This is a genomic window from Pseudomonas baetica (genome assembly GCF_019733355.1).
GTDB lineage: Bacteria > Pseudomonadota > Gammaproteobacteria > Pseudomonadales > Pseudomonadaceae > Aquipseudomonas > Aquipseudomonas baetica_A.
In genome coordinates this window covers 89,587-105,422 of the sequence record NZ_JAIHLQ010000015.1, presented here as the reverse complement: position 1 = coordinate 105,422, position 15,836 = coordinate 89,587, and the positions used below count along the sequence as shown (strand labels likewise).

18 protein-coding genes and 1 pseudogene are annotated in these 15,836 nt (G+C 59.3%); 11 read left to right on the top strand and 8 right to left on the bottom strand.

The genetic code is table 11. The annotated features are described in order from the left end of the window. Window positions 1–78 precede the first annotated feature (78 nt). Window positions 79–981 carry a TIGR01777 family oxidoreductase gene (locus K5E40_RS15505; protein ID WP_221731551.1) on the top strand — a complete coding sequence of 301 codons (903 nt, stop codon included), beginning with the start codon at window positions 79–81 and terminating at the stop codon, window positions 979–981. Window positions 982–994: 13 nt separating this feature from the next. Then, on the top strand, window positions 995–2,020 hold the full coding sequence (gene hemH, locus K5E40_RS15500) for a ferrochelatase (RefSeq protein WP_221731550.1): 1,026 nt from the start codon (window positions 995–997) through the stop codon (window positions 2,018–2,020). A gap of 126 nt (window positions 2,021–2,146) precedes the next feature. On the opposite strand, the gene K5E40_RS15495 is transcribed toward hemH, so the two are convergent. Next, a complete protein-coding gene (locus K5E40_RS15495; protein ID WP_221731549.1) occupies window positions 2,147–3,421 on the bottom strand; it encodes a uracil-xanthine permease family protein in 1,275 nt (424 codons plus the stop codon). A 2-nt stretch (window positions 3,422–3,423) separates the two neighbouring features. Beyond that, window positions 3,424–4,062: a uracil phosphoribosyltransferase gene (gene upp / locus K5E40_RS15490; protein ID WP_007912842.1), complete on the bottom strand. Its 639-nt coding sequence runs from the start codon at window positions 4,060–4,062 to the stop codon at window positions 3,424–3,426. Between the two features lie 165 nt (window positions 4,063–4,227). Here upp and K5E40_RS15485 point away from each other — a divergent pair, with 165 nt between their 5' ends. The 3 genes from K5E40_RS15485 (at window position 4,228) to K5E40_RS15475 (ending at window position 5,796) form a co-directional block, all read left to right on the top strand. Further along, entirely contained in the window at window positions 4,228–4,785 is a 558-nt protein-coding gene (locus tag K5E40_RS15485) for a hypoxanthine-guanine phosphoribosyltransferase (protein ID WP_221731548.1), read from the top strand. Window positions 4,786–4,965: 180 nt separating this feature from the next. Further along, on the top strand, window positions 4,966–5,445 hold the full coding sequence (locus K5E40_RS15480; protein WP_221731547.1) for a hypothetical protein: 480 nt from the start codon (window positions 4,966–4,968) through the stop codon (window positions 5,443–5,445). 63 nt (window positions 5,446–5,508) lie between these two features. Next, complete coding sequence (locus tag K5E40_RS15475; RefSeq protein WP_221731546.1) at window positions 5,509–5,796, top strand: PA4642 family protein; 288 nt, start codon at window positions 5,509–5,511, stop codon at window positions 5,794–5,796. Between the two features lie 64 nt (window positions 5,797–5,860). Here K5E40_RS15475 and mqo read toward each other — a convergent pair whose 3' ends face one another. Together mqo and K5E40_RS15465 are read right to left on the bottom strand one after the other, a co-directional pair. Next, complete coding sequence (gene mqo / locus K5E40_RS15470; RefSeq protein ID WP_221731545.1) at window positions 5,861–7,369, bottom strand: malate dehydrogenase (quinone); 1,509 nt, start codon at window positions 7,367–7,369, stop codon at window positions 5,861–5,863. A 705-nt stretch (window positions 7,370–8,074) separates the two neighbouring features. Next, a complete protein-coding gene (locus K5E40_RS15465) occupies window positions 8,075–8,308 on the bottom strand; it encodes a hypothetical protein (protein ID WP_221731544.1) in 234 nt (77 codons plus the stop codon). Window positions 8,309–8,512: 204 nt separating this feature from the next. Between K5E40_RS15465 and K5E40_RS15460 the strand changes: the two genes are divergently transcribed. Then, complete coding sequence (locus tag K5E40_RS15460) at window positions 8,513–9,097, top strand: YajG family lipoprotein (RefSeq protein ID WP_221731543.1); 585 nt, start codon at window positions 8,513–8,515, stop codon at window positions 9,095–9,097. A 191-nt stretch (window positions 9,098–9,288) separates the two neighbouring features. Here the strand turns inward: K5E40_RS15460 and K5E40_RS15455 are convergent, their stop codons facing one another. Then, entirely contained in the window at window positions 9,289–9,495 is a 207-nt protein-coding gene (locus K5E40_RS15455) for a hypothetical protein (protein WP_016770662.1), read from the bottom strand. A 194-nt stretch (window positions 9,496–9,689) separates the two neighbouring features. On the opposite strand from K5E40_RS15455, the gene K5E40_RS15450 reads away from it, so the two are divergent. After that, window positions 9,690–9,968 (top strand): hypothetical protein, encoded by a 279-nt coding sequence (locus tag K5E40_RS15450; protein ID WP_221731542.1) that lies wholly within the window; start codon window positions 9,690–9,692, stop codon window positions 9,966–9,968. A 61-nt stretch (window positions 9,969–10,029) separates the two neighbouring features. Here K5E40_RS15450 and K5E40_RS15445 read toward each other — a convergent pair whose 3' ends face one another. After that, window positions 10,030–11,193, bottom strand: coding sequence for a 1-acyl-sn-glycerol-3-phosphate acyltransferase (locus tag K5E40_RS15445; RefSeq protein ID WP_221731541.1), 1,164 nt, complete (start codon window positions 11,191–11,193; stop codon window positions 10,030–10,032). A gap of 142 nt (window positions 11,194–11,335) precedes the next feature. On the opposite strand from K5E40_RS15445, the gene K5E40_RS15440 reads away from it, so the two are divergent. Genes K5E40_RS15440 through K5E40_RS15430 form a run of 3 tightly spaced genes read left to right on the top strand, consistent with a single transcriptional unit; the run spans window position 11,336 to window position 12,448 of the window. Next, entirely contained in the window at window positions 11,336–11,518 is a 183-nt protein-coding gene (locus K5E40_RS15440) for a CPXCG motif-containing cysteine-rich protein (protein ID WP_221731540.1), read from the top strand. Window positions 11,519–11,527: 9 nt separating this feature from the next. Continuing rightward, window positions 11,528–11,788: a putative signal transducing protein gene (locus K5E40_RS15435; protein WP_221731539.1), complete on the top strand. Its 261-nt coding sequence runs from the start codon at window positions 11,528–11,530 to the stop codon at window positions 11,786–11,788. Between the two features lie 36 nt (window positions 11,789–11,824). Beyond that, window positions 11,825–12,448 (top strand): SOS response-associated peptidase, encoded by a 624-nt coding sequence (locus K5E40_RS15430; protein WP_221731538.1) that lies wholly within the window; start codon window positions 11,825–11,827, stop codon window positions 12,446–12,448. Window positions 12,449–12,559: 111 nt separating this feature from the next. Here K5E40_RS15430 and K5E40_RS35640 read toward each other — a convergent pair whose 3' ends face one another. Then, complete coding sequence (locus K5E40_RS35640) at window positions 12,560–13,303, bottom strand: methyl-accepting chemotaxis protein (protein ID WP_401138739.1); 744 nt, start codon at window positions 13,301–13,303, stop codon at window positions 12,560–12,562. Between the two features lie 111 nt (window positions 13,304–13,414). Then, window positions 13,415–13,612 (bottom strand): annotated as a pseudogene (locus K5E40_RS35635) (HAMP domain-containing protein); the annotation flags it as partial. A 1,350-nt stretch (window positions 13,613–14,962) separates the two neighbouring features. On the opposite strand from K5E40_RS35635, the gene K5E40_RS15420 reads away from it, so the two are divergent. After that, entirely contained in the window at window positions 14,963–15,781 is an 819-nt protein-coding gene (locus tag K5E40_RS15420; protein ID WP_221731536.1) for a M48 family metallopeptidase, read from the top strand. Window positions 15,782–15,836 lie beyond the last annotated feature (55 nt).

Here is a 15,836-nt window from a genome sequence, read left to right as displayed (position 1 = left end):
AGCCTGCCCGATAGAAAAGATCCCTGCTTCTAAAAATAGACTAGTGATCCGGGTAAAACGCCACGCGAGGAAGATGTCATGCATATATTGCTGACCGGCGGTACTGGTTTGATAGGACGTCAGCTCTGCCGACATTGGTCTGGGCAGGGCCATCGTCTGACGGTGTGGAGTCGACGTCCGGAAACGGTCGCGAAAACCTGTGGTGCCCAAGTGCGTGGAGTTGCGCGCCTGGAGGACCTCGGCGAAGAAACTGTCGACGCCATCATCAATCTTGCTGGCGCACCGATTGCCGACCGACTCTGGACGCATCGACGCAAAGCGTTGCTGTGGAGCAGCCGTATCACGCTGACGGAAACGTTGTTGGCATGGCTCGAAACGCGGGCGCAGAAACCGTCGCTGCTGATCTGCGGGTCAGCCATCGGTTGGTATGGCGACGGTGGTGAACGTGAGCTGACGGAAGAGTCGCCGCCGGTCATCGACGATTTCGCCAGTCAGTTGTGCATCGCCTGGGAAGAAACGGCCCTGCGTGCCGAGTCTCAGGGCATTCGCGTGGTGCTGGTGCGAACCGGTCTGGTGCTGTCGGCTGAGGGCGGTTTTTTGTCGCGGCTGTTACTGCCTTTCAAGCTCGGGTTGGGCGGGCCGCTGGGCAATGGCCGGCAGTGGATGCCGTGGATTCATATCGACGATCAAATCGCCTTGATTGATTTTCTTCTGCTCCGCGATCAGGCGAGTGGTCCTTATAATGCGTGCGCGCCGAACCCTGTGCGCAATCGCGAATTTGCCAAGACGTTGGGCCGCGTACTGCATCGCCCGGCGTTCATGCCGATGCCGACGCTCGCACTGAAAGTCGGCCTCGGCGAGATGTCTTTGTTGTTGCTGGGCGGCCAACGGGCCACGCCGGCACGCTTGCTTGAAGCGGGCTTCACTTTCCAGTTCACGGATTTACGCGCGGCCCTGGATGATCTCTCCAGCCGCCTCTGAAATAGGACGTTGCATGACCGATCACGCCTTGCTTCTGGTCAACCTGGGCTCCCCGGCCTCCACCTCGGTGGCCGATGTGCGCAGCTACCTCAATCAGTTTTTGATGGACCCGTACGTGATTGACCTGCCGTGGCCGGTAAGGCGTTTGCTGGTGTCGTTGATCCTGATCAAGCGCCCCGAGCAATCGGCCCACGCCTATGCCTCGATCTGGTGGGATGAGGGTTCGCCGTTGGTGGTGCTCAGCCGTCGTTTGCAGCAGCAGATGACCCAACAGTGGAACCGTGGCCCGGTTGATTTGGCGATGCGTTACGGCGAGCCGTCGATTGAGACCTGCCTGTTGCGATTGGTCGCGGCGGGGCACAAACGCATCACGCTGGCGCCGCTTTATCCCCAGTTCGCCGACAGCACCACTACCACGGTGATCGAAGAGGCGAAGCGTGTCATTCGCACCAAAAATCTCAATGTGCAGCTCTCGTTGCTGCAACCGTTCTACGATCAGCCGGAATACATTGAAGCGCTGGTCGAAAGCGCCAGGCCGCATTTGCAGCAGCATTACGATCACCTGCTGCTGAGCTTCCATGGCTTGCCCGAGCGGCACCTGACCAAACTCGATCCGACCGGCAATCATTGCCTCAAGAATGAAGATTGCTGCAAGAACGCATCGCCCGAGGTCTTGGCCACCTGTTATCGCGCACAATGCCTGCGCACGGCGGCGTTGTTCGCTGAGCGCATGGGGCTGGCGGATGGCAAATGGTCGGTGTCGTTTCAGTCGCGTCTGGGCCGAGCGAAGTGGATCGAGCCCTACACCGAGGCGCGGCTGGATGAGTTGGCGAAAAGCGGCGTGAAGAAGATTCTGGTGATGTGCCCGGCGTTTGTCGCTGACTGCATCGAGACGCTGGAAGAGATTGGTGATCGCGGCAAGGAGCAGTTCTGCGAAGCCGGGGGAGAGGATCTGGTGCTGGTGCCGTGCCTCAATGACGACCCGCAATGGGCGAAGGCGTTGGCCACTCTGTGTGAAAGAGCGCCTTTGGCGCTTTAAAAGCTTCGCGAGCAAGCTCGTTCCCACAGGGTTTCTGTTGCCACAATGTTGTGTACTCAGAAGATCCGCTGTGGGAGCGGGCTTGGTCGCGAAAGCGGTCCTTCAGGCAATAAAGATTTTCAGCCGTCAGACCAGCGGCTCATCCGCCTTCTTGTGCTTCCAGCTGTCATTGCCCGGCAGAATCAGGTTCAGCGCAATCGCCACCACCGCGCACAGCGCGATGCCTTTGAGGCCAAAGTCGTCCGGCCCGGTGCCCGTGCCGACCAGCACGCCGCCAATCCCGAACACCAGCGTCACCGAAACGATCACCAGATTGCGCGCCTCACCTAGGTCGATCTTGTGACGGATCAGGGTGTTCATGCCCACCGCCGCGATCGAACCGAACAGCAGGCACAGGATCCCGCCCATCACCGGTACCGGAATGCTCTGCAGCAGCGCGCCGAACTTGCCGACAAACGCCAGGCTGATGGCGAAAATCGCCGCCCAGGTCATGATTTTCGGGTTGTAGTTCTTGGTCAGCATCACCGCGCCAGTTACTTCGGCGTAGGTGGTATTCGGCGGGCCGCCGAACAGGCCCGCAGCGGTAGTGGCGATGCCATCACCGAGCAGGGTGCGGTGCAGGCCCGGCTTCTTCAGATAGTCGCGACCGGTCACGCTGCCGACTGCAATCACGCCGCCGATGTGTTCAATCGCAGGTGCCAACGCGACCGGAACGATGAACAGAATCGCCTGCCAGTTGAACTCCGGCGCAGTGAAGTGCGGGATCGCAAACCATGGCGCAGCGGCAATCTTCGCGGTATCGACCACGCCGAAATAGAACGCCATGGCAAAACCGACCAGTACGCCGGAAATGATCGGCACCAGGCGGAAGATGCCTTTGCCGAACACCGCCACGATCAACGTGGTCAGCAGTGCGGGCATCGAGATCAGCATGGCGGTCTGGTAGTGGATCAGTTCGGAACCGTCGCCGGCCTTGCCCATCGCCATGTTCGCGGCAATCGGCGCCATGGCCAGGCCGATCGAAATGATCACCGGGCCAATCACCACCGGCGGCAGCAGACGGTCGATGAACCCGGTGCCTTTGATCTTCACGGCCAGGCCCAGGAAGGTGTAGACGAAACCGGCCGCCATCACGCCGCCCATGGTCGCGGCGAGGCCGAACTGGCCCTTGGCGAGAATGATCGGCGTGATGAACGCAAAGCTCGACGCAAGGAACACCGGCACCTGACGGCCAGTGACGATCTGGAACAGAATCGTCCCAAGACCCGCGGTAAACAGTGCCACGTTCGGGTCAAGGCCCGTGATCAGCGGCATCAGCACCAGGGCGCCGAAAGCCACGAACAGCATCTGTGCGCCGGACAACACCGTGCGCCAGAGCGGATCGTTGAACTCTTGCTGCATGGTCACGCGTCCTTCTGCTTGGTGCCGAAGATCTTGTCACCGGCATCGCCCAGCCCTGGGATGATGTAACCGTGTTCGTTCAAACGTTCATCGATGGACGCGGTATAGATGGTCACGTCCGGGTGAGCTTTTTCTACGGCAGCGATGCCTTCCGGCGCGGCCACCAGCACCATGGCGCGGATATCCTTGCAACCGGCCTTCTTCAGCAGGTCGATGGTCGCGACCATGGAACTGCCGGTGGCGAGCATCGGGTCGATGATCATGGCCAAACGTTCGTCGATTTCCGGAACCAGTTTTTCCAGATAGGTGTGCGCTTGCAGGGTTTCTTCGTTGCGGGCAACGCCCACAGCGCTGACCTTGGCGCCCGGGATCAGGCTCAGCACGCCTTCAAGCATGCCGATGCCGGCGCGCAGGATCGGCACCACGGTGATTTTCTTGCCAGCGATTTTCTCCACCGACACCGTGCCGCACCAACCGGCAATGTCGTAGGATTCCAGCGGCAAATCTTTTGTAGCTTCGTAGGTCAACAGTGCGCCGACTTCCTGAGCAAGCTCGCGGAAATTCTTGGTGCTGATGTCGGCGCGGCGCATAAGACCGAGTTTATGACGGATCAGCGGATGGCGGATCTCGAGGATGGGCATGGGAAAGGCTCCGGCGGCGGGCAAAAAAACCGGCCTAGATTAATCTATCCGAGGGTGATGTCCTATAGGACATCGAGTACGTTAGTCCATAAAGGCTTGATCTGGCCTCGCTTGATGCGTACCTTTGCCCGCTTTTCCTGATTCCGCCACCCCTTGGAGAGCACCATGTCCGCTGATCTCGAGCATATCCGTCAAATCATGCGAGAGGCTGACTGCCTGTACACCGAGTCTGAAGTCGAGGCGGCCATCGCTCGCGTCGGTGCACAAATCAACGAACAACTGGCTGATAGCAATCCGGTGGTGTTCTGCGTGATGAACGGCGGCCTGATCTTCTCCGGCAAACTGCTGACTCATCTGAATTTCCCGCTGGAAGCGTCCTACCTGCACGCCACCCGCTATCGCAACGAAACCAGTGGCGGCGACCTGTTCTGGAAAGCCAAGCCGGAAGTCTCGTTCATCGACCGCGACGTGCTGATCATCGACGACATCCTCGATGAGGGTCATACCCTGGGCGCGATCATCGACTTCTGCAAACACGCTGGCGCGCGCAAAGTGCACACCGCCGTGCTGATCGACAAGGATCACGACCGCAAAGCGCGTCCTGACCTGAAAGCCGATTTCGTCGGCCTGCCTTGCATCGACCGTTACATCTTCGGTTACGGCATGGACTACAAAGGCTACTGGCGCAACGCCAACGGGATCTTTGCCGTTAAAGGCATGTAAGAACCCTGCACTATCCCCTGTGGGAGCGAGCCTGCTCGCGAAGGCGTCGTGTCAGTAGCATCATTGAAAACTGACACATCGCTTTCGTGAGCAGGCTCGCTCCCACAGTTGTTTGGTGTGCGCTGATCGATTTTCATACACCCCATGCTAGAGTGCTCGGCCCCGCACCCGGAGCCTGTCATGAGCCTTTTGATCCGCAGCTTTGCCGCCCTGTTGCTGACCCTAAGCCTGCCTCTGGCCGCCGCGCCGATGCACAGTCAATTCCTGCCGCCGGACGATCTGACCCTGCGCGATGCCCCGCCCGAACAGCAGCAACTGCTGCAAGTCATCGACTATTCGGTCGTCGTGGGGGCGCAACGCCAATCCAATCAGCAGCCGATTCCAGTCACCTCGTCCCTGATGATTCGCCTCAAGGGCAAACCCCTGAACAAGGGTGCGACGATCACTCAGGTGCTGGTGAGTTTTGATGGTGAAAGCAAAAGCCTGAAAAAACCGGTTTACGACGACAAGAGCAAAACCCTCACCCTGTTTTACCCGCTGGCGCAGTACCGCGTGGTGATCGACTTGCTGCGAAACGACACCGTGTATGTGCAGTTCCTCAGCTACGCCAACGGCCATATCTGGGCCGATTTGCACACCGGGGCTGTTCGATCGCGTTGAGCCCGGCGGCGGGGCAGGGGTAAACTGCCGACCCCGTGTCATGTCTGCGAGTTGGAGTCGGCAATGCGTAAAGATAAGAAACAAGTGATTGGTGACGAGATTGGCGATGAGCAGATCAAGCTGTTCCTCGATTTTGAACCGATCGATGCCACTTCGCCGTCGCTGCACAAATTGATCAAGGCGTACCGTGGCCTGCGCATCGATGACTTCGAGCGTTTTCTGACGTTCTTTGTCGCGGCGGGTTACGACGTGGATGGCAAGGATGAGCAGGGCCAGACGTTTGTTGACCACATCAAGGATCAGCGCAACGCTCCTGACTACATCGAACTGATCGAAAAAGCCCGCGGCTAAAAACCCAAGGCACAAAAAAACGCCCCGTACTCACTGAGTGCGGGGCGTTTTTTATGCGGCAAGATCAAGCGTAGCTTGGGGTCTCGCTGCTTTCTTCAACCAATTCCAGAGCGATGTTGTTCTGCGTGTTGATCTTGCGATACAGCGCAGCGTCGGTTTCCAGGACTTTTTCACGGGCCGGGAAGATTTCCGCCAGTTTGGCCGCCCACTCACCCTTGGCCTTGGCCGGGAAGCATTTCTCGATCAGTTCTAGCATGATCGAAACGGTCACCGACGCACCCGGCGAGGCTCCGAGCAGGGCGGCGAGGGAGCCGTCCTTGGCCGAAACCAGCTCGGTACCGAATTGCAGGATGCCGCCCTTTTTCGGGTCTTTCTTGATGATCTGCACGCGTTGGCCGGCCACTTCCAGGCGCCAGTCTTCGGCTTTCGCCTCCGGGTAGAAACGGCGCAGGGAATCCAGGCGCTGCTCCATCGATTGCATCACTTCGCTGACCAGGTACTTGGTCAGGTCCATGTTGTTTTTTGCTACCGCCAGCATCGGGCCGATGTTGCCTGCGCGGACCGACAGCGGCAGGTCCATGAAGGAACCGTGCTTGAGGAACTTGGTGGTGAAACCGGCGTATGGCCCGAACAGCAGGGATTTCTTGCCATCGACCACGCGGGTGTCCAGGTGCGGCACCGACATCGGTGGCGAACCCACCGCTGCCTGGCTGTAGACCTTGGCCTGGTGGTGTTTGACCACTTCCGGATTATCGCAACGCAGCCACTGGCCGCTGATCGGGAAACCGCCGAAACCTTTGCTTTCTTCGATACCCGAAGCCTGCAGCAACGGCAGTGCCGCGCCACCCGCGCCGAGGAAAACGAATTTGGCGTCGACTTCACGGCTGCTGCCGCTGTTGACGTCCTTGATGCTGACGGTCCAGCCGGCGCCGTTACGCTTGAGGCCGGTGACGCGTTTGCAGTATTTGACTTGAGCGTCGGGGGCGCTGGTCAGGTGCTTTAGCAATTGATTGGTCAGGGCGCCGAAGTTGACGTCGGTGCCGTTCATCACGCGGGTTGCGGCGAGCACTTCGTCCGGCGAGCGCCCCGGCATCATCAACGGCATCCACTCGGCCATTGTGGCCTTGTCTTCGGTGTATTCCATGTCGGAAAACGCGTGGTGCTTGTGCAGCACGTCAAAGCGTTCCTTGAGGAAGGAAACGCCTTTGTCGCCCTGCACGAAGCTCAGATGCGGTACCGGGCTGATGAAGGATTTGCACGAACCGAAGGTGCCTTTCTTGGTCAGGTACGACCAGAACTGCTTGGACACCTCGAACTGGGTGTTGATGTGCACGGCTTTCTTGATGTCGACGGTGCCATCAGCCGCTTGCGGCGTGTAGTTCAGCTCACACAGGCCGGCGTGGCCGGTACCGGCGTTGTTCCATGGGTTGGAACTCTCGGCAGCACCGGAATCCATCAGCTCGACAACTTCCAGCTTGATCGCCGGATCGAGCTCTTTGAGCAGTACGGCAAGGGTGGCACTCATGATGCCGGCCCCAACCAGAACTACATCGACTGCTTCGTTATGCGCCATTTAACGCGTCTCCAAAATCTGCAGCACCAAATTGTCGGCATGGCTGCCAGGCATTCAAGGGCAGGTCAGTAAACCCTGGATACCCATGGTCAGGTTCGCCATGTCCGAATCTTCGCAATTTTTCGCAACTTCGACGGACGCATGCGGCCTGGCTTTACGAGTTCCATGAACTCATTTCAGCGCGCGGCTGGCAATTCGACTTATGGTCGAGACATCCGTTTTGTGCAACCAAATCCGTAGCGGACAGGCTTCAGGCTCCGGTATTCGAGGTATATCCGGTCCTGTGTCGTTGGGCTGTTTCAGACGCTAATGGTGCATGTTCAGACGCAAAACTATTCATTTGCTCGCCACACTCTTGTGAAGTTGTGAAAACCCGTTTTTTTCACGCTCTTTTGAAGACGTGAACCTCAAAAAAGGGCTGTCCAAGCCTGGCAACCTGCCCGAAGGGGCAAAACATCTCGGTGGCCGAGCGTAATGACAGCTCTGCAGATTCGCGAAAAGCGGGTTTTTGCCGCAAGAACAGGCAAGCACGCCAACTTCACTCGATCTGTGTGGGCGGCTCTCTGTGGGCGATTTGGATGTCGATGCATGCGCATTGACGCTGTTGCGGGGCCCGATCAGGAGACGTCCTTATAATCGGGGGGAGATTGTATCGAAGAAATGCGCGGAGTTGGTTGTGTTTAATGACTTTTATTAGGCATCCGGTCAGATGCTCAACTGTACCTGAGCGTTTGCGCGCGGTTGACGCTGGGCGATCCGGGCGCTGGCAGGCAGCGGCTTATGCAACCAATTAAGGCGGATTTCTTCGATTTCCACCCATCCGTCGCCCATTGGCTGCAGGCTGCACTGCTTGAACGCCTGGCAGTGGCCGTTGCGGTCGAGCAGGGCAAAGCAGCGGTGCAGCGGGCGTGGGGCGAACAACGAGATCAAATAGCGCATGGCCGAGTACCTTGTTGGAGGACTGGTTCAAGGTTGCCCGCAGGCCGTGACGTCAAGGTGTATGGGCGGTGAACAATCTGTGACAGGAACCGCTTTCATCAGGGTTTGTCAGACATTTCAGTATTCATTGTGCGGTGCTGGTTCCGCGCAGTGGCCCACCGCTATACTGCCGGCCTGTTTGTGCCTGATTCTGGAGAGAAGAGCATGTTGCAACGCCTGTTGTTCGGTTTGATCACTGTGGCCGGTTTGACTCTGGCCGGCTGCGCCCACAGCCCGCAACAACTGAGTCCGGAGCCGAAGCTGACCACGCAACTGGCGGCGGTCGGCCGTGGCCAGCCGGTGGTGGTGCGTGTGGTCGACGGTCGTCCGTCGCCAACCTTGGGTACCCGTGGCGGTCTGTACCCGGAAACCAGCGTCATCAGCGTGCAGCGCGAGCAGATCCTGCCCAAGTTGCAGGCTCAGGCTGAAGCCGCCGTGCGTCTGCTCGGGTTCACCCCGACCAACAACGCACCGAACGCGCCGCAGTTGACCGTGACCCTGGCGGAGCTGAAATACCAGTCGCCGAAAGAAGGCATGTACGTGACCGAAGCGACGATCGGTGCGACCTTCCGCTCCGACGTGCAGAACGCCAACCGTCGCTATAGCGGCCGTTACGGCGCTTCGCTGGACCAGCGCTTCGGCATGGCGCCCAACCAGGAAACCAACACCAAACTGGTCAGCGACGTGTTGAGCGATGCGCTGACGCGTCTGTTCAAGGATCCGACCGTGGGTCAGGTCCTCGCCGAGTAAGCTTTCGGCGCAGATAAAAAAGCCCGGTGCCAGTGATGGCTCCGGGCTTTTTCGTGGCCGCTATTTTGAACCTTGCACAAATCCCCTGTGGGAGCGGGCTTGCTCGCGAAAGCGCTGGATCAGTCAATCTGGAAGTTGATTGATACTCAGTCTTCGGGAGCCAGCCCCCTCCCGCAGTGAACAGCGGCGGGTCAGGCGGCTTGCGAATAGAAGTCGAGGACGCTCACACCCGTCAGCAAATCCGTTTCGGGCAAATCCGCATGCTGATGCCCGCCGAGGGCGCAATACACCAGCCAGTGGCGATCCTGAACATTGAAGGCAAGGCTGCCGACGAGGCTTTGCTGATCGTCGTATGGTGTGATGAGGTACAGGCGATCCTGGTTTTCAGCGTGAAGCATGACGTGTTCCGTGTCGGTTTCGAGGCGCGCATGGTGGTGCATCCACATGACGAAGCCGTGACACAGGACAGCCATCGGTCGATTGATGCGTTATTTGTCGTAAAGGTGAGGCGTCGAAGGTATGTTTCGGTAAAATCCGCGCCGCGGTCGTCGCGTCTGGCGCCTGCCACACCGATTAAGTTTGAGGGTCTGTGATGTCGCTGCACTTGATGACGCTGTTTACCGCCCATCCCGCCAAATTGATCAATCTGCTGGCACTGTTGCTCGCGTTTCCGGGCAGTTGGTTGCTGCACGCGACCCGCCGCCGTGAACAGCGCGCCATGGCCAGTATCGCGGCCCAGCGTCAGGCTCAGCCCAACGCCGAACCGATTCTGGATTGGGCGACTCTGCGCATGAACCGGTTTTTCTATCGCTTTGGCTTTGCCTGCCTGGGCCTGGCGCTGCTCATTTCGTGGATCAGCACGCGCTACTGATGATTTTCAGGCATAAAAAACGGCGCTCGAGAGCGCCGTTTCTGTATCTGGCCGACACCGCTTACAGCGGTAAACCCGCTTTGACCCGGTACTGATTGCGCACCGGTGTCGCATATTGCAGCACCAGATACGGGCGATGCGCTTCAGGGCAAGCGTCCAGTCGGTTCTGCCACTCTTCTTGCGCCTTGGCCAGCTCATCGGCCGGGAATACCTCGGCAGCCTTCGGCACGTTCAGTTGTGGATCAGCGTCCGCCCACTGCGCATACGCCAGGTAATGCACCGGGAACAGGCGATAACCGCCCAGAATCTGCTTGTCCATCTCGATCGCCAATTGCTTGGTGTCTTCGAAGCACTCGGTGATCGGTACGGCAAAGTTCACATGCACCCGGCCCTTGTAGCCGGTGATGCCCTTGGCAATGCTCACGTCATCTTCGCCCGGCACTTTGGCGTAGGTGCCGGTGGTGGCGCGGATGTACAGCTCGCGGGCCTTGGCCTGGTCGCACGGGTCGTATTCGTAGCTGATCGACACCGGAGTGACGTTCAGGGACTGAATCACTTCGCCGAACGGTTCGTCCTTGCGGCTCATGTGGAACATCTTGAGGATCGCCGACTCGGTGCGGTCGTCGCCATCCTTCGCCCGGCCTTCGGCCTGAGCGATCCAGATCGACGCGCAATCGTTGCGGATCGAGTGGTTGATGTAGGCCGACAGTAACTGGTACGCGGCCATCTTCTCGCGGCGCCCGGTGATCGAACGGTGAACGATAAAACTCTTGTTCAGGCGCATCAGATCGCTGACGAACGGCTTTTGCAGCAGGTTGTCGCCGATGGCGATACGCGGGGTCGGCAGGCCGGCGTGGTAGACGGCGTAGTTGACGAAGGCCGGGTCCATCACGATGTCGCGGTGATTGGCGATGAACAGATAGGCGCTGCCGGACTTGAATTGCTCGACACCGGTGTAGGTCACGCCATCGGTGGCGCGTTCAATGGTGTGGTCGACGTAGAACTCGACTTTATCTTGTAAGGTAGCTACCGAGTTGACGCCGGCGAACTCACGACGCAGCCGATGGGCTATAAGGGGTTTGAGCATCCAGCCGAAAGCACCGGCAAAACGCGGGAAGCGGAAGTGGGTGAGGATATCTAGAAACGCCTTGTCGCCGAGCAGTCTTGCCAGTACCGCAGGTACTTCGCTGTCGTCGTAAGGTCGGATGGCATCGAATTCGCCCATCATGCTCTCTTGTTGGAAACGGCTAGGGTAAGTAAAGGTTTTGATCGAAAACCAACGGGGCACGGTCTGAAAAGTCAGCCAGACAAAAATAGCCCTGCAAATAGACCGGCGATTATACGCACAAGTCACTTGGGAGACCGCGATGCTGGAAAGCGCACTGTATGAATGTCCGTATTGTGGTGAAGGTGTCGAGACGACGCTGGACCTGTCCGGCGGCGATCAGACCTACATCGAGGACTGTCAGGTGTGTTGTCGGCCGATCACATTCGTATTGCAGGTTCACGAAGAAGAATGGCACCTGGAAGTCTTCAGCGAAAACGAGTGAGGGGCGCCCATGCAGCGAATCTACGAACCGGAGAGCCTGATGGAAGGCGAAATGCTCAAAGGCATGCTCGCCAGCGAAGGCATCGAAGCGCACTTGGTGGGCCGGGATTTGCTCGGCGGCACGGGCGAGTTGCCGATCTTTGGCCTGCTGGGGTTGTCGGTGGACAACGATCAGGCGCAATACGCCCGCGAACTGATCACCGCGTACAATGCCGCGCTGCCGCTGCCCGGCGATGAACCGGAGAGCTTCCCCGGTACGCTGGTCTGTTAGGCTGACGTTCGTTTTATTTCTGAGTCGTGTTGCCCCATGTGTGGACGTTATGCCCTGTTTCGCTGGAACCGCGACTTCGCGGCCCTGCCAGGTTTTCCTGCCGATCAACTGGCCCAGTGGAACATTTCCCCCAATGATTCGGTGTTGATGCTGCGTGCCGAGCCGGACGGTCAGCGCTCGCTGGCCCGTGCCCGTTGGGGGCTGACGCCGCCGTGGCTGACCGATCTGTCCCGCACGCCTGCTCATGCTCGGGCAGAAACAGTGGCCGAGCAGCCAATGTTTCGCGAAGCACTGCGCCTGCGTCGCTGCCTGCTGCCGGCCAACGGCTTTTACGAATGGCGCGGGACCCAGCGCAAGCGCCCGTACTGGCTGACGCCGGGGGAGGGCTCTTCGCTGTTTTTTGCGGCGATCTGGGAAGCGTATCCGGTTCAGGAACAGGTATGGCTGAGCACGGCGGTGATCACTCAGCCGGCGGCCAGTCAGCGCCGGCCGTTGATTCTGGATGAGGCGGGGCAGGCGGCCTGGCTCAATCCCGAGACGCCGCTGCATGTGCTGCAGGCGTTGCTCGCCAGTGAACCCACGGCGTTGCGCGAGCGGGTGCTGGCGAACCTGGTCAATGATCCGAAGCTCAACGGGCCGGAGTGTCTGACTCCGGGTTAATGGGTTGTCAGTGCCAGCCCCTTCGCGAGCAGGCTCGCTCCCACATTCGAATGCATTGCAACGGTGGGAGCGAGCCTGCTCGCGAAAAGGTTTGAAGAGCCTTCCAGCGTCCTAAACCTTGAACTGATTGATCAACCGCCGCTGCTGCTCCGCCAATTTAGTCAGGTCGGCACTGGCCGAACTCGACTCATCCGCACCGCCCGCCACTTCATTGGCTACTTGCCCGATATTGATCACGTTGCGGTTGATGTCATCGGCCACCGCGCTCTGCTCTTCGGCCGCACTGGCAATCTGCGTATTCATGTCGTTGATCACCGACACCGCTTGGGTAATCGTCTCCAGCGCCTCGGCCGCTTTCGAGGCGTGCTGCACGCTTTCGTCGGTGCGGTTCTGGCTGTCTTCCATGACCCGCACCACATCGCGGGTGCCCTGTTGCAGTTGTTGGATCATGGTCTGGATTTCTTCGGTGGCTTTCTGGGTCTTCTGCGCCAGATTGCGCACCTCGTCCGCCACCACAGCAAAGCCACGGCCCTGTTCACCGGCGCGCGCCGCTTCGATCGCCGCGTTCAGCGCCAGCAGGTTGGTCTGTTCGGCGATCCCGCGAATCGCGGTGAGGATCGCGTTGATGTTCTCGCTGTCCTTGGCCAGGGTTTGCACCACCCCCACAGCCTTGCCGATTTCCACCGCCAGCACGCCAATCGAGTGGGAGGTGTCGCGGACAATCTGCATGCCCTGGCTGGCGGCTTGATCGGCATGGCTCGCCGCTTGCGCCGCTTGGGTCGCGTTGCGCGCCACATCTTGCGCGGTGGCGGTCATTTCCTGCACGGCGGTGGCGACCTGATCGATCTCGGCCATTTGTTTCTGGATGCCGATGTTGGTGCGAATCGCGATGTCGGCGGTGTGTTCCGACGAGTCGCTGACGCTCTGCACCGACGTCACCACTTGGGTAATCATCGCCTGCAACTTGCTCAGGAAGGTGTTGAAACCCTTGGCAATCGAACCCAATTCGTCGCTGCGATCACTGCTCAAGCGACGGGTCAGATCACCTTCGCCCTGAGCAATGTCATCCAGCATCGCGACCATCTGCTTGAGTGGCCGGGCAATGCCGTGGCCCACCAGCCAGATCACCAGCAGGCCGACGCCCGCGATGATCAGACCGACCATGGCCATGCCGAAGGTGTCGGACTTGCGCTGGGCATCGAGGTCGCCCTGCAGTTTTTGCAGATCAGCCATCACCGCGTTGAGCGGCAGTTGCAGCATCAACGTCCAGCGCGCGTCGGTCTGGCCAATGCCGAACGGCAAGTACAATTCGATGCGCCCCTTGTCCTTATTGACGGAGTAGGTGACTTCGCCGCGCTTGAGGTTGGCCATGTTGGCAATCTGTTCGGCGTCGAGAATGTCGCTGACCTTTTCGCCGAATTTGCTCGGATCCTTGGTGTAGGCGACGATCCGGCCATTGCTGCCGATCAGGGCCATTTCTCCGGCGCCGCTGTAGAGTTTCTGATTGGCGCCCAGCAGCATTTCCTGGATGAAGTTCACCGACAGGTCGGCGCCGACGATGCCCTGGAATGCATCGTTGAGCATGATCGGTTCGATAAAGGAGGCGAGCATGACGATCTTGTCGCCGACCTTGTAGGGCGCAGGATCAATCACGCAGGATTTTTTGCTCTCTTTCGAGCACAAGTAATACTCGCTGGCGCGCACACCAGTAGAGAGGACTTTCTGGTCGTCGACGTCCACCAGTTTGTCCAGGCCCAGGGTGCCATCGTCGTTGCGGAACCACCATGGCAGGAAGCGCCCGTTGGCCGCGTCGATACCGACGACGCGGGTGCCGACATAGGCTGCGTCATTGTGGTCCAGTGCGTTTTTTTCCCACGCGATGTAGGTGCCGAGAATCTTCGGGTTCTTTTCGACGTTCTCTTTGATCAGGCTGATCAACTGTTCACGGCTGACGCTCAGGCGTGGCTGGCCATCGGCGCCGGGCGTGCCGAGCAAGGCGTTGACCCGCACCAGTCCGCCGGCAATCAGTAACGGCGCTTCGAGTTCGCGCTGAATCTGGCTGACCTGGGTTTGTGCCAGTGAGGTCAGTCGCTGTTCGATGACTTGTTCAAACTGGGCCTGGGTGCGTTGCTGCACCATTTCCTGAGTGCGGGCGCCGGAGAACAGCGCGTACAGCACCAGCGCGGCAACCACGCTGAGTACGATAGCGCCGGCCAGGGCGGCGACGGAAAACTGGATCGACTTGAACTTCATGGGAGCTCCGCACGCAAGAGGACGTCTGCGGTGATGTATCGGCAGCGGGCAATGAGCCATGAGTGGCGCGAGGCGCAATTGGGTGGGGATGTCGCAAATGGATGCGTGCGCGGCGCAGTTGTAGGGGGCTTGCGGTCGCTGTGAATTTTTTACGACAGTGCGGGCGGGAAATATCTGAAAGCTGCTGCAACACGTCTGTTGTATCTGGCGCGGATACAATTACCCGCCTACGATACGCGCACGTTTTCAGGGAGCTTTTGAATGAACAAGACATTGGTTGTAAGTGCACTGAGCGCAGCGCTGTTGCTGGCCGGTTGTCAGTCGGTCAACACCACCAGCGGCGGAGCCGTAGGGGTGGAGCGCAAGCAGTACATGTTCAGCATGCTGTCCTCGCAAGAGGTCGACCAGATGTATGCCCAGTCGTATCAGAAAACCGTCGGCGAGGCTTCGAGCAAAGGCGTACTGGACAAAACCAGTCCTGAGGCCAAGCGCGTTCAGGCGATTGCCAACCGCTTGATCGCTCAGGCGCCGAACTTCCGCCCGGATGCCGCGCAGTGGCAATGGGAAGTCAATCTGATCAAGAGCGATGAGCTCAACGCCAACTGCGGCCCCGGCGGCAAGATCATCTTCTACACCGGGCTGATCGACAGCCTGAAACTCACCGACGATGAAATCGCGGCGGTCATGGGCCATGAAATTGCCCACGCCCTGCGCGAGCACGGTCGTGAAGCGATGTCCAAGGCCTATGGCGTTGAAATGGCCAAGCAGGGCGCGGGTGCACTGTTTGGTCTGGGGCAGGACAGCCTGGCGCTGGCCGACACCGTGGCCAACTACGGCATGACCTTGCCCAACAGCCGTGCCAACGAAAACGAAGCCGACCTGATTGGTCTGGAGCTGGCCGCTCGCGCCGGTTACAACCCGAACGCGGCGATCACCTTGTGGAACAAGATGAGCAAGGCTTCGGAAGGTTCTCCACCGGAGTTCATGAGCACTCACCCGGCGTCGACCAGCCGTATTGCCTCGTTGCAGGCGGCGATTCCGAAAGTCATGCCGCTGTACGAGAAAGCGCCGAAGTCCTGATGGTTATGCAGCGAGGCTGATTGCCCCTTCGCGAGCAAGCCCGCTCCGACTTTGG